The organism is Flavobacterium sp. Leaf359, assembly GCF_001423985.1.
GTDB lineage: Bacteria > Bacteroidota > Bacteroidia > Flavobacteriales > Flavobacteriaceae > Flavobacterium > Flavobacterium lindanitolerans.
The window spans coordinates 326208-339694 of the sequence record NZ_LMPW01000010.1 but is presented as its reverse complement, the minus strand read 5'-3'; the positions used below and the strand labels follow the sequence as shown (position 1 = coordinate 339694).

Sequence of the window (13487 nt, the reverse complement as noted above, 5' to 3'; positions counted from 1 at the left end):
TGATTAATAGTGACACTTACCGCATTCCAATCCGCCCATTTCAGCGGCAGTAAGTTTGTCTTTACCATACTTCTTAGCAAGCTCAGCATGGATTTTTTCGTAGTATGCATTACCTTCCATCTTAACATCTGTCTTGCGGTGGCAATCTACACACCATCCCATTGTAAGCGGTGAGTGTTGTTCCATAAGTTCAAATGTTTCAACCGGACCGTGGCAAGTCTGACATTCAACACCAGCAACAGAAACGTGCTGAGAGTGGTTGAAGTAAACAAAGTCAGGAAGATTATGAATTCTAACCCATTTTACAGGCTGTGTTTTTCCGGTATATTTTTGAGCTGCCTTATCCCAACCCACCGCATCGTATAGCTTTTGGATTTCTCCATCATAGAAAGCTTTACTGTGCTCCGGAGTTGCAGTAGTTTCGGCAACTTCTGAGATATTCTTGTGACAGTTCATACAAACATTCAAAGAAGGAATACCTGCCGTTTTACTAACTCTTGCAGAAGAGTGGCAATATTTACAGTCGATACCGTTATCACCAGCGTGGATTTTGTGAGAATAGTGGATAGGTTGGATTGGCTGATAACCCTGATCAACACCAACCTGCATTAAATAACCATATACGAAGTATCCGCTGGCTAGCATCAGGAAGATTACAGTAACCAAAACCAGGAATTGGTTTCTGGCAAAAGCAATCCAGATTGGAATAGTAGGCTCTTTCTTAATTGGCTCAACACCGTTTGCTTTAGCAATCTTGCCAAGAACATTGTTCACTAAGAACAACATCACAACCAACATTGCCATAACAAGAGCTAACGCACCAAGGATTACATTGTTAGAAACACCAACACCGCCTTGTGCCATTTCGCCACCTGCAGCACCAGGACCAGGCGCAGGAGCTTCAGCTTTTGGCTCAGAGGTATATGCCAGGATATTGTCAATATCAGCATCAGACAACTGAGGGAATGCAGTCATTACCGACTTGTTGTTTTCGTTAAAAACTTTTACCGCAGCAGCATCACCGGCCTTAATCATTGCCTGGCTATCTTTAATCCAGGCATGAAGCCATTTTTTGTCATGTCTTTCAGTCACGCCTCTCAAAGCCGGACCTGTCATCTTCGCGTCTAATTTGTGACACGCAGCACAGTTGGCATTAAAAAGCGCTTTACCGGCAGCAACATCGCCAGCACCTGCAGCAGGAGCCGCGGCTTCGGCAGCTGGAGCAGCTGGATCTTGAGCAAAAGATGAAACGGAAAATGTTAGCATTAGCGCTAAACTGAACAGTAATATTCTTGAAATCGAATTATGGTTACCCACCTTTTTCATATTTAAAAATGATTATCGACTAATTTTGGTATGATTTTTTCTCATAAGAAAATAACGAGAAAATTCAATACGTTCTTTAAAACTTGCACAAAAATACGACTTATGAACTATTCTCAAAACCTTAAATAAGTCTTAAATACCAATTTATATTAATTCTAAATAATTTTTTTAGATTTGGTTAAAAACAGAAATATTACATTTGTACAAAATTAACTTCATTATGAGAATTTTAAGTCCGAAATCCCTATTCTTAAACGCTTCTTTCATAGCATTTTTAACAGTTTCAGCCCATTCACAAGAAAAAAATATTAAGGTCACACAAGACCCAAAATTTGAACAATTGCTAAACGAAAAGCGTAAAATCAACTCTTCTTTAACCGTAAATGAAAGGTATAAAATTCAGATTTTTAATGGCGATAGTGAGAACGCCAAGAAAATGCTGCAGGATTTCAAGAAAGAGTTCAAAACCCTGGATGGTACCATTGTTTTCAATACGCCAACCTACAAGGTATGGATTGGAAATTTTAAGACCAAAATTGAAGCTGAACGCAATCTGGCCGATTTAAAGAAAAAGTATCCAAACGCACTGCTTATAAAGCCCGGCAAATAGATTAAACGATAAAAACAAAAAACCCGATGCTTTCGCATCGGGTTTTTTTATCTAATTATTTCAGTTTCTTCTTAACTGCAACTTCCTGGAAGGCTTCGATAATATCCATCTGTTCGATGTCATTATAACCTTTAATCTGGATACCGCAATCATAACCTTTCGACACTTCTTTAACGTCGTCTTTGAAACGTTTCAAGGTTGCCAGTTCTCCGGTGTAGATAACTACTCCGTCACGGATTAAGCGGATTTTAGAACTTCTGAAGATTTTCCCGTCTGTAACCATACATCCGGCAATTGTACCCACTTTAGAAATCTTGAACGTTTCACGAATTTCAGCAGTTCCGGTGATTTCTTCCTTCATTTCAGGAGAAAGCATTCCTTCCATCGCATCTTTCAGGTCATCAATGGCATCATAGATGATAGAGTAGTTACGGATATCGATTTCTTCTTTCTCTGCCAATTGTTTTGCATTTCCGGAAGGTCTGACGTTAAATCCGATAATAATCGCATCAGACGCAGAAGCCAGGTTGACATCGGTCTCAGTAATCGCACCAACACCTTTATGAATGATCTTGATTTCGATTTCTTCTGTAGACAGTTTAGAGAACGAATCTGCCAATGCTTCAACAGACCCGTCAACGTCTCCTTTAATAATAATATTCAATTCTTTAAACTGACCTAAAGCAATTCTTCTTCCAAGTTCTGCCAGGGTAGTATGTTTCTTGGTTCTTGCAGACTGCTCACGGATTAACTGTGTTCTCTTAGCCGCGATTTGCTTCGCTTCTCTTTCGTCTTCAAAAACGTTGAACTTGTCACCCGCTGTTGGCGCTCCGTCCAAACCAAGAATAGAGATTGGTGTTGAAGGTCCTGCTTCTTTAACGGCATTTCCTCTTTCATCATACATAGCCTTAACCTTACCGTGGTTTTTACCGGCCAATACATAATCACCTACTCTTAATGTTCCGGCCTGAACCAGAATTGTAGTCACATAACCTCTACCTTTATCCAACTGTGCTTCAACAACAGTTCCGACCGCAGCTTTAGAAGGATTGGCTTTCAAGTCAAGAATTTCTGCTTCAAGCAATACTTTTTCCAAAAGCTCCTTAACTCCGGTACCAATTTTAGCCGAAATATCATGCGATTGGTATTTTCCACCCCAATCTTCCACCAATAAGTTCATTCCTGCCAATTGTTCCTTAATTTTTTCAGGATTAGCAGCCGGCTTATCAATCTTGTTAATCGCAAAAATCATTGGAACACCAGCTGCCTGAGCATGGCTGATTGCTTCTTTGGTTTGCGGCATAATATCGTCATCGGCAGCAGCCACAATAATGGCGATATCGGTTACCTGAGCTCCTCTGGCACGCATCGCCGTAAACGCCTCGTGACCCGGAGTATCAAGGAATGTAATTTTTTGTCCGTTATCCAGAGTTACCGCATAGGCTCCAATGTGCTGTGTAATTCCTCCCGATTCACCCGCAATTACGTTTTCTTTACGGATATAATCCAAAAGGGAAGTTTTACCGTGGTCAACGTGACCCATCACCGTTACTATCGGAGCTCTTGTTACCAAGTCCTCTTCTTTATCTTCGATAATTTCCTGAGCTTCTTCAATATCAGTTGTAATAAATTCAACATCATAGCCAAATTCATCAGCCACGATTGACAATGTTTCTGCATCCAGACGCTGGTTCATGGTCACCATGATACCCAAAGCCATACAAGTACCGATAACTTTAGTAATTGGCACATCCATCATGGTAGCAACTTCACCAACAGTAACGAATTCTGTTACCTTGATTGTTTTGCTTCCTTCTTCCAGTGCTCTTTGCTCATCATCAGATTTCTGACGGTGCGTATCTCTTTTATCTCTTCTGTATTTGGCAGCCTTAGATTTATTTCCTTTACCCTGAAGTTTTTCCAGGGTTTCTCTGATTTGGTTTTTAACCTCTTCTTCTGTTGGCTCAACTTTTGCCACAACAGCAGGTCTGTTACCTTTATTGAAACCAGGTCTGGCATTTCTATTGGCGTTGTTACCGCCTGCATTATTGCCCCCCGGACGCGGACCATTTCCGGTCTGCTGACCTTGACCACCTCCTTGCGGAGTTCCAGGCTTACCAGGAATTCTCTTCCTTTTATTCTTGTTATTGTTGTTGGCATTAGCACCCGCAGCACCAGGAGTACCCGGCTTATTTGGAGCCGCCTTCGGATCTTCCTTCTTCTTTTTAGGCTTGTTAAATTGAGACAAGTCAATTGTCTGGCCCGTGAAAGTAGTTCCTGATAATTTTTGATATTGTGTTGCTATCGCTTCTTCAGCAACAGGCTGGTCATTTTCAGCCTTTGGCGCAACTGTTTCTTTTTTAACTTCCTTCACAACCTCAGGCTTCACCTCTTCTTTTGAAACTTCAACAGGCTTTGGCGTTTCAACCGGAGCCGCTTGTTTTTCAACAACTTCCTGTACAGGCTCAGCAGGTTTTTCTGGAGCAAGAGTTGGCTCAGTGGCTTTTGGAGCTGGTTCTGTCGCCGGAGCTTTTTGCTCCAAATCGATTTTCCCCACTTGCTTAGGACCGCTCAATACAGCCTTAGCTTTGATGACTTCCTGACGTTGGCGTTCTTCTTCCTGTTTGCGTTTTTCCTCTATCTCACGCTCTCTTTCAATACGCAATGCCTCTTTCTCTTTTCTTTTTTCTTCCCCAACTTCTTTAGAAGCCTCTTTTCTCCCCTTATCGCCAGCAAATTGACTTTGCAGAATGTCATACTCCTTATCAGATATTTTTGCGTTTGGGTTAGCATCAATAGCAATACCCCTATCCTTAAGATAGTCAACGGCTCTATCTAACGAAATATTCAATTCCCTTAAAACCTTGTTTATTCTTATTACTCTTTCTTCAGACATAAAATCTTTTTATTATTACCTTTTTTGTTGTGTTGTTGCTGAGTTTAGTCTTCGAACTCTTCTTTTAGAATCCTTATTACATCAAGAATTGTTTCTTCTTCCAAATCTGTTCTTCTAACTAAATCATTAACATCTTGTTTCAAGATACTTCTTGCAGTATCAAGGCCAATTTTTGCAAATTCCTCGATTACCCAAGCATCGATTTCATCAGAGAATTCTGTTAATTCAACATCATCTTCTTCTTCAGCGATATTACCCTCACGGATAACATCCAATTCATATCCGGTCAAAAGACCAGCCAGCTTGATATTGTGTCCGCCTCTACCAATTGCTTTTGATACTTCTTCCAATTTCAGGAACACATCAGCTCTTTTAGTTTCTTCGTTTATTTTAATTGAAGAAACTTTTGCCGGGCTTAATGCTCTTGTAATAAACAATTGCGTATTGGTTGTATAATTAATAACATCAATATTCTCATTTCCTAATTCACGAACAATACCGTGAATTCTTGAGCCTTTCATACCAACGCAAGCTCCAACAGGGTCAATTCTATCATCATAAGAATCTACAGCTACTTTTGCTTTTTCCCCAGGAATCCTAACCACACCTTTAATTGTAATCAGTCCGTCAAACACTTCCGGAATTTCCTGCTCAAACAATTTTTCCAGGAACTTTTCAGATGTTCTAGACATAACAATCTGCGGCTTATTTCCTTTTAGCTCCACATTCTCGATTATACCTCGAACGTTATCTCCTTTTCTGAAAAAGTCTGACGGAATCTGTTTTTCTTTAGGAAGCACAATTTCATTTCCTTCATCATCCACCAAAATTACGGCTCTTGGACGAACATGGTGCACTTCTGCAGTATAAATATCGCCAATTAAATCTTTAAATTGCTTATACAGGTTCGTATTATCGTGTTCGTGTATTTTTGAAATCAGATTTTGGCGCAAAGCAAGAATAGCTCTTCTTCCCAGGTCAATTAACTTTACTTCTTCAGAAACTTCTTCGCCAATTTCGAAATCCGGCTCGATCTTTCTTGCTTCCGTCAATGTAATTTCTTCATTTTCGAAATCCAGATCTTCATCGGCAACAATAACTCTTCTTCTCCAAATTTCCATATCGCCTTTATCAGGATTGATAATGATATCGAAATTATCGTCAGAACCATACTTCTTCTTCAATGCATTTCTAAACACATCTTCCAAAATCGCCATAAGCGTTACACGATCAATCAGCTTGTCGTCTTTAAACTCTGAAAATGACTCGATTAATGCAATATTCTCCATGCCTATTCTTTAAATTAAAATGTTATTGTAACAATTGCTTCTTTTATGTCAGTATACGGAATCTCCTGTCTTTTCTCAACAGTTTCTTTTCCTTTACCTATTTTTTTAGGTTCTCTTGCAGTCCATACCAATGTGATGAATTCCTCATTTGCATCAGCAAGTTCTGCAGTTATAATATCGGTCGCAGTCTTTACCTGTAGTGTCCTACCTATGTTTTTCTTATACTGCCTTACCAGTTTCAGCGGAGCCGAAACACCTCCCGATGCCACTTCCAAAGAAAAATCCTGTTCTTCACGGTCGAGATTATGCTCTATAGCACGACTGATGTCAATACAGTCCTGCAAAGTTACACCATTATCACCATCTAAAGTAACAATAATTTTGAAAGCATCGGTTATCGTAAGATCGATAAGAAAAATGGATGGTTTTTCTTCCAGGCCCGCTTTTAATAACTCACTAACTTTTTCCTTAAATGTCATATTTTTATAAAAAGAGGGGACTATTTGTCCCCTCATTATTTAAGTTTTAATAAATAACGCTGCAAATATAGTGTTTTTTTTCTATATTGAAAATCATTGTAGTATATTGTGCCATATTAAATTAAATTCTTACCTTTATGTAAGAAAAAACAAACTGTATAATCACATACTTATACTTAAAATTATGAAAAAAATTTTAGTTCCAACCGATTTTTCTGACCACGCAGAATATGCCCTGAAAGTTGCCGCCCAGATTGCTAAAAAAAATAACGGAGAAATCGTGCTTCTCCATATGCTGGAACTTCCGGGACAAGGAAGTGATGCGATAGGCTCCGGAAGCGACATTCCTGAAATCATGTTTTTCAAAAACAAGGCCATCGAAAAACTGGAAAGCCTGATGGACATCAGCTATCTTGAAGGAATTCCGGTATCAGAAATTATACAGTTCGAAAAAACATTCGAAGGAATCATTAACATCAGCAAAAAAAACAATGTGGACCTGATTGTCATGGGCTCTCATGGAGCGAGTGGCTTTCAGGAAATGTTTATCGGGTCCAACACCGAAAAAGTGGTTCGCTCTTCAGACATTCCTGTATTGGTCATCAAAAAAGAAGAAGGAGAATTTAGCGTAGAAAAATTTGTTTTTGCCTCTGATTTTACAGACGAAATAAAAGGTTCTTTTGCCAAAGTCGTAGAATTTGCAAAAAAATTCAACGCACATCTCAACCTGGTAATGATCAACACCCCGAACAGCTTCAAGTCTACTGAAGTTTCCAATAAAATCATGCAGGATTTCGTTTCCAATTTTGACATTAGCGACTATACTTTCCACATCTACAACGATACGAATGTGGAAAAAGGCGTTCTGAACTTTGCAAAAAGCATTAATGCCGATTTAATTGGAATGAGCACTCACGGAAGAAAAGGACTTTCCCACTTCTTCAACGGAAGCATCAGCGAAGACTTAGTCAACCATGCACAAAGACCGGTCGTTACTTTCAAAATTTAATAAAAACCGATTATAAACAAAAAAACCTCTCAAAATTTGAGAGGTTTTTTGTTGGCCTACTAGGACTCGAACCTAGAACGACTGAACCAAAATCAGCTGTGTTACCATTACACCATAGGCCAGCAGTGCTTGATTGCGGGTGCAAATTTAGCACAAAAAACATATTGCGCAAATTTTTATTCAATTTTTATTGAATATTTTTTTTTTAGCTTTTCGTTACATAAAAAAGCATTTTCTTTGCAAGTATAAATTTTATTAGTTCTGTATGGTATCTTTCAACTTTAAAAAATGGAATACAATTTTGGGATGGACAGCTTTTGCTATTGCATTGGTGACTTACTCCCTGACTGTTGAACCCACATTAAGTTTCTGGGATTGCGGCGAATACATCTCTACTGCCGCCAAGCTCGAAGTAGGCCACCCACCGGGAGCCCCGCTTTATCAGATGATGGGCGCATTCTTCGCCATGTTTGCGACAGATGCCTCAAAAGTGGCTTTAATGGTTAACATGATGTCTGTTTTTTCAAGTGCATTTACCATTCTTTTTATGTTTTGGTCGCTGACCTTATTATTAAAAAAGCTGGTTTCAAGATTTTCCGAAATCGACAAAAATACCTCAATCGCAATTTTAGGCAGTGCATTTGTAGGTTCACTGGCTTATACTTTCTCAGACAGTTTCTGGTTTAATGCCGTAGAAGCAGAAGTTTACGCTATGGCCAGTTTGCTTATAGCCGTATTGTTCTGGTTGGGATTACGATGGGAACAAGATATGGACACGCCTCGCGGAAACAGATGGCTGCTTCTTATTTCATTGATTGTGGGACTTTCTTTCGGGGTTCACTTCATGGCATTGCTTACTATTCCTTCTATCGGATTCTTATACTACTTCAAGCATTACAAGACCGTTACCGTAAAGAATTTCATTATTGCCAACATAGTAGTCGTTTCAATATTACTTTTCATCTTCAAACTGCTTTTGCCTTTAACAATGGGATTCTTTGGAAAAACCGAAGTTTTCATGGTCAACAGCTTAGGAATGCCTTTTGATTCAGGAACTATTTTTGTTGCATTGCTGCTTGTAGTCTTATTCTACTTCGGATTAAAATACACCAAACAAAAAGGCTATATACAGTACAATACTATGATTTTGTGCGTCCTTTTCATCCTGATTGGATTCTCTACCTGGATGATGCTTCCAATACGCGCCAATGCCAATACGGTTATCAACGAAAACAAACCATCAGACGCGAGAGAAGTTCTTGCTTACTACAACAGGGAGCAGTATGGTGTAAACCCATTATTCTACGGTCCGCAATTTTCGGACACCTATGCCGGATTAGACAAGGACAACCCTTATCTTGACAAGGCTCCAAACTACGAAAGAGACTATAAAACCGGAAAGTATGTAATCGTAAACAATTACAAAAACGCCGAACAAAATACAGACGACAACCATAAGGCTTTCCTGCCAAGAATGTGGAGTCCGGAGCATGCTGAAAACTACATGACATTTACCCATGTATTGAATTTCAGAATGAATCCTAATTATGCCTACGAAGAAGAACTTCCAAGATACGGCATTAATCCAAACGATTTGTCTGAAGAGGAATTGGCACACTACACCTCACAATTGCGTGCCGAAATGGAGAAGAATGTGGATGAGTTCCGCAAAGCCTATGCTTCGGGACAGATTGATACTGAAGGATACCATAAATTTCTTAAATCCTATGGTGATTACCTAATCATTGACAAACCTACAACAGCAGACAACTTTAAGTTCATGTTCGAATACCAGTTCGGATATATGTACTGGAGATATCTGATGTGGAATTTCACAGGAAGACAGAACGATAACCAGGGAAAATATGACAACCTGGACGGAAACTGGATGAGCGGAATCAATTTTATTGACGAAGCGCGTCTGGGCTCTCAGCAAAACCTTCCAACGGACGTTTTGAACAACAAAGGACGCAATCTGTATTATTTCCTTCCTTTCATTCTGGGAATCATCGGATTAATCTATCATGCAAATAAAGACCTGAAAAGTTTTTACGTATTGCTTGCCTTATTCTTATTTACCGGACTGGCATTAAAAATTTACCTGAATGAAAGGCCGTTTGAGCCCCGCGAAAGAGATTATGCTTTGGTAGGTTCTTTCTATGTGTTTGCCATCTGGATAGGATTTGGTGTCTATGCGATATTTGATTTTATCAAAAAATGGCTCAACCCTAAAATTGCTGGGCCGGTTGTTATTGCAACTACCTTATTGGCTGCTCCGGTTTTAATGGCTTCTCAAAACTGGGACGACCATGACCGTTCCGGCAAATATACAGCAATTGCAATGGCAAAAGCGTATCTGAATTCCTGCGAACCAAACGCCATTCTGTTTACTATTGGAGACAATGACACCTTCCCGCTTTGGTATGCTCAGGAAATCGAAAACATCAGAACCGATGTTCGTATTGTAAACACCAGCTTATTTATGACGGATTGGTATATCGACCAGATGAAGGCAAAAGCCTACAGCTCTGAGCCATTACCAATAACCTTTAAACACGAGCAATATGTGGGAGATAAACTGGATTACTCAATACACAGGCCTCAAACAGACAAGAGATGGAACATTAACGATTTTATGAATTTCCTTTCTCTGAATGACCCAAGAGCGCTGTATGAGCTTCCAAACGGACAAAAAATCCACTATTTCCCGACTAACAAAATCAGGATTCCTATCAATAAGGAGGAAATTATTGCCAACAAGGTAGTTTCTCCTAAATATTACGACTCGATTGTTCCTTATATTGATATTGACATCAAGGACAGGGCACTTTACAAAAACCGTTTGATGATGTTAAATGTCGTGGCCAACAATAACTGGAAACGTCCTATTTATTTCACCGGAGGAAGCTTTGGAGATGATGATTACTTATGGATGAAAGATTATTTACAGTTGGACGGAATGGTTTACAAACTGGTTCCTGTAAAAACAGCGCTTTCAAAAGCTCCTAGCCCAATGGATATGGGTCAGATTGATTCTGACAAGATGTATGATATTGTCATGAAATGGGATTGGGGCAATGGTGGAAGTACCAAGATTTACCATGACCCTGAAACGCGCAAAAACAGCATCAGCTACAGAACAAATCTTGCCCGACTGATGGAACAGCTAATCAATGAAGGCAAGCCTAAAAAGGCAAAAGACATTATTGATTTGGCGATGAAGCAAATGCCAATAGACCAATACGGATACTATGCTTTCGTTGAGCCATTTGCCGGAGGTTATTATGAAGTGGGCGAAAAAGAAAAAGCAAGGGAAATTCTGAAGAAACTAATGAAAAAGTACCAGGAAAGCCTGACTTACTTCAAAACCTTCTCCGCTACAGAACAGAACGATTATTATGTTGACATTGTTACCGACATTGAGCGTTACAGAGGACTACTTGAAGTCATGAAAGACCGCGGCGATAAGGAATTCTATGAAGCAAACAAAAAAGACTTCAATTCTTACAACGCAATGTTTAAACGTTTTGAACGAGATAACGAATAAATAAAATTCCCTGTATGGGATTCCCGATGTGCCAATTTGAAATTCAAATTGGCACATCTACTTTAAAAAGACTTGAGATGGGTTTATGGGTAAAAACAAATCGGTTAATTAAATGGGCTTTTCCAAAATACATCTGGGACATTCCTAATAACGCCAATACAATTTATCTTACGTTTGATGACGGCCCGATTCCCGAAATCACAGAATGGGTGCTTGATGTATTAAAAGAACACGACATAAAAGCCACTTTCTTTTGCATTGGCGACAATATTGAAAAGCATCCTGACATCTTCCATAGAGTAATCCGGGAAGACCATGCGATTGGCAACCATACCTTCAACCATCTGAAAGGTTGGTCGACACCTAAAAAAGACTATATTGAAAACAGCATGTTATGCGAAAAAGCCATCCAACAACACGTTAAAGGCGACGGACAGGGAACAAAGCTTTTTCGCCCTCCGTATGGAAAAATAAGTCCATCCCAATCCAGATTATTGAGAAGGCTTGGCTATAAAATTGTTATGTGGGATGTTATAAGTATGGATTTTGATAAAAACACCACGCCGGAGAAATGCCTTGAAAATGTAATGAAGAATACGGCAAGCGGAAGCGTAATTGTTTTCCATGACAGCATAAAGGCTTTCGGAAACCTTCAATTTGTATTGCCTGAAGCGATACGCCGTCTGAAAGAGAAAGGATTTGTTTTTGACAAGATTAGCTAAAGCTGCTCCTGCACCAAACCGATTATAGTATTAGCATCCAGCTCTCCGGATTGTCTCCAAACCATCTGGCCTTCCTTATATATCATAAGCGTCGGGAGCCCTTTAATACGCAAAGCATCAGCCAATTCCTGGTTTTTGTCTACATCAATCTTAATTACTTTTGCCTTGTCTCCCAAAGCAGCGGCCACATCTCTAATCACGGGATGCATTGATACAGACTGTTCATTCCAATCTGTATAAAAATCAATTAAGACTGGTACAGAGGCGTTGATAAGTTCTCCAAATTTTGACATAATTGAAAATTTACTTTGACTTTATTTCTAAATTACAACAATTTTTTATACAAATGTAGCATATTTGCTGAATTATGCTACATTTTCACCTTTTTTTAGTGTAATGACTGTAATTTCCGGCCAAATACCCACCCTTCCCGGATAGGCATGGAATCCAAAGCCCCTGTTTACGTAGATATAACGCCCCACATTTTCATATAATCCGGCCCATTGTTTGTAAATATATTGGACCGGGCTCCACTTGAAAAAACCGGGAATTTCAATTCCAAACTGCAAACCGTGCGTATGCCCGCTTAATGTAAGGTGGTATTTTGTCTGGTGATTTTTTATCTCATATTCCCAATGCGAAGGGTCATGGCTCATCAATATCTTAAAATCGGAATCTGTCAAACCTTCCGACGCTTTTGTTAAGTCGCCTGCTTTTTTAAAATTATGCCCCCAGTTTTCAACTCCAATCAAAGCAATTTCATCGGTCCCGTTACTGATTTTTACATTCTGGTTGAGCAATAACTTAAAATCAATCTGCCTGTGCAAATCTTTAATAGCTTCAAAATTTTCTGATTTCGCCTTGTCGGATGGCCATTCCACATACTCGCCATAATCATGGTTTCCTAAAACAGAATATTTTCCAAGTTTTGGGTTGTGTATTTTTTTAAATGTATCAATCCAGGGATGCATTTCTGTAGCATGTGTATTCACTATATCGCCCGTAAACAGAACCAGATCCGACTGCTGTTCATTAATCAAATCAACCGCATATTGGATTTTCTCGGGGTTATCAAAACTGCCACTATGCACATCAGATATCTGGGTGATTGTCGTTCCGTCAAAACTATCTGGCAGGTCCGGAAAAAACAAAGTCTGCCTTATAACCTTAAAATTGTACTTCCCTACCGTCATACCATACAAAAGAGAAACAAAAGGAACCGCGGCAATTCCAAGTGCCACCTGACTTATAAACTTTCTTCTGTCCGGAAGAAAATGTCCCCTGTCATTATTACCCAAAAAATGAGTAATGATTCCTGAAAAAACACGATAAATATCTTCTCCAAACAAAATAAAAGTCAGAACCAATTTTGGCAAAAAGGTCAACAAAACAAGTCCGATAGTTATTAATGATTGCCGATTCTGCCCCACAGTCCTGTCAAACTGGGTAAACGAATAAATGACAAAAATAATGATGGCAAGTGAAATAAGTTGGTACGGAATCAGAATCCATTTCGCTCTTGTAATTGTCTTGAATGCCTGAAATGCATATAGTTCTACCAAAACAACAAAAGCAATAAAAAATATCCAGCGAAGCATTAGTTTGATTT

The 13487-nt window shown here is 39.3% G+C and carries 10 protein-coding genes and 1 tRNA gene; 4 read left to right on the top strand and 7 right to left on the bottom strand.

What is annotated here, in order from left to right:
• Window positions 1–3: 3 nt before the first annotated feature.
• A complete protein-coding gene (locus ASG38_RS05780) occupies window positions 4–1326 on the bottom strand; it encodes a c-type cytochrome (protein ID WP_056068047.1) in 1323 nt (440 codons plus the stop codon).
• Window positions 1327–1546: 220 nt separating this feature from the next.
• Here ASG38_RS05780 and ASG38_RS05775 point away from each other — a divergent pair, with 220 nt between their 5' ends.
• On the top strand, window positions 1547–1936 hold the full coding sequence (locus ASG38_RS05775) for an SPOR domain-containing protein (RefSeq protein WP_056068045.1): 390 nt from the start codon (window positions 1547–1549) through the stop codon (window positions 1934–1936).
• A gap of 55 nt (window positions 1937–1991) precedes the next feature.
• Here ASG38_RS05775 and infB read toward each other — a convergent pair whose 3' ends face one another.
• Genes infB through rimP form a run of 3 tightly spaced genes read right to left on the bottom strand, consistent with a single transcriptional unit; the run spans window position 1992 to window position 6600 of the window.
• Window positions 1992–4832, bottom strand: a complete 2841-nt coding sequence (gene infB / locus ASG38_RS05770; RefSeq protein ID WP_056068043.1) for a translation initiation factor IF-2 — start codon at window positions 4830–4832, stop codon at window positions 1992–1994.
• A gap of 44 nt (window positions 4833–4876) precedes the next feature.
• Window positions 4877–6121 (bottom strand): transcription termination factor NusA, encoded by a 1245-nt coding sequence (nusA, locus tag ASG38_RS05765; RefSeq protein ID WP_056068041.1) that lies wholly within the window; start codon window positions 6119–6121, stop codon window positions 4877–4879.
• Between the two features lie 14 nt (window positions 6122–6135).
• On the bottom strand, window positions 6136–6600 hold the full coding sequence (gene rimP, locus ASG38_RS05760) for a ribosome assembly cofactor RimP (protein ID WP_082482170.1): 465 nt from the start codon (window positions 6598–6600) through the stop codon (window positions 6136–6138).
• A 184-nt stretch (window positions 6601–6784) separates the two neighbouring features.
• Between rimP and ASG38_RS05755 the strand changes: the two genes are divergently transcribed.
• On the top strand, window positions 6785–7609 hold the full coding sequence (locus ASG38_RS05755; protein ID WP_056068458.1) for a universal stress protein: 825 nt from the start codon (window positions 6785–6787) through the stop codon (window positions 7607–7609).
• Window positions 7610–7660: 51 nt separating this feature from the next.
• Here the strand turns inward: ASG38_RS05755 and ASG38_RS05750 are convergent.
• Window positions 7661–7731 (bottom strand) — tRNA-Gln (locus tag ASG38_RS05750).
• A gap of 143 nt (window positions 7732–7874) precedes the next feature.
• Here ASG38_RS05750 and ASG38_RS05745 point away from each other — a divergent pair.
• Together ASG38_RS05745 and ASG38_RS05740 are read left to right on the top strand one after the other, a co-directional pair.
• Window positions 7875–11156 (top strand): DUF2723 domain-containing protein, encoded by a 3282-nt coding sequence (locus tag ASG38_RS05745; protein WP_056068037.1) that lies wholly within the window; start codon window positions 7875–7877, stop codon window positions 11154–11156.
• A 77-nt stretch (window positions 11157–11233) separates the two neighbouring features.
• Window positions 11234–11878 carry a polysaccharide deacetylase family protein gene (locus ASG38_RS05740; protein WP_056068456.1) on the top strand — a complete coding sequence of 215 codons (645 nt, stop codon included), beginning with the start codon at window positions 11234–11236 and terminating at the stop codon, window positions 11876–11878.
• Here the strand turns inward: ASG38_RS05740 and ASG38_RS05735 are convergent.
• Window positions 11875–12171 carry a co-chaperone YbbN gene (locus ASG38_RS05735; RefSeq protein WP_056068034.1) on the bottom strand — a complete coding sequence of 99 codons (297 nt, stop codon included), beginning with the start codon at window positions 12169–12171 and terminating at the stop codon, window positions 11875–11877. The genes ASG38_RS05740 and ASG38_RS05735 overlap by 4 nt on opposite strands.
• Window positions 12172–12243: 72 nt before the next feature.
• Window positions 12244–13476: a metallophosphoesterase gene (locus ASG38_RS05730; protein ID WP_056068031.1), complete on the bottom strand. Its 1233-nt coding sequence runs from the start codon at window positions 13474–13476 to the stop codon at window positions 12244–12246.
• Window positions 13477–13487: the final 11 nt, after the last annotated feature.

Bases quoted from the DNA above. Each gene is read 5' to 3' on its own strand.
- ASG38_RS05780 (WP_056068047.1), bottom strand. From the start codon at position 1,326: ATGAAAAAGGTGGGTAACCATAATTCGATTTCAAGAATATTACTGTTC.
- ASG38_RS05775 (WP_056068045.1), top strand. From the start codon at position 1,547: ATGAGAATTTTAAGTCCGAAATCCCTATTCTTAAACGCTTCTTTCATA.
- infB (WP_056068043.1), bottom strand. From the start codon at position 4,832: ATGTCTGAAGAAAGAGTAATAAGAATAAACAAGGTTTTAAGGGAATTG.
- nusA (WP_056068041.1), bottom strand. From the start codon at position 6,121: ATGGAGAATATTGCATTAATCGAGTCATTTTCAGAGTTTAAAGACGAC.
- rimP (WP_082482170.1), bottom strand. From the start codon at position 6,600: ATGACATTTAAGGAAAAAGTTAGTGAGTTATTAAAAGCGGGCCTGGAA.
- ASG38_RS05755 (WP_056068458.1), top strand. From the start codon at position 6,785: ATGAAAAAAATTTTAGTTCCAACCGATTTTTCTGACCACGCAGAATAT.
- ASG38_RS05745 (WP_056068037.1), top strand. From the start codon at position 7,875: ATGGTATCTTTCAACTTTAAAAAATGGAATACAATTTTGGGATGGACA.
- ASG38_RS05740 (WP_056068456.1), top strand. From the start codon at position 11,234: ATGGGTTTATGGGTAAAAACAAATCGGTTAATTAAATGGGCTTTTCCA.
- ASG38_RS05735 (WP_056068034.1), bottom strand. From the start codon at position 12,171: ATGTCAAAATTTGGAGAACTTATCAACGCCTCTGTACCAGTCTTAATT.
- ASG38_RS05730 (WP_056068031.1), bottom strand. From the start codon at position 13,476: ATGCTTCGCTGGATATTTTTTATTGCTTTTGTTGTTTTGGTAGAACTA.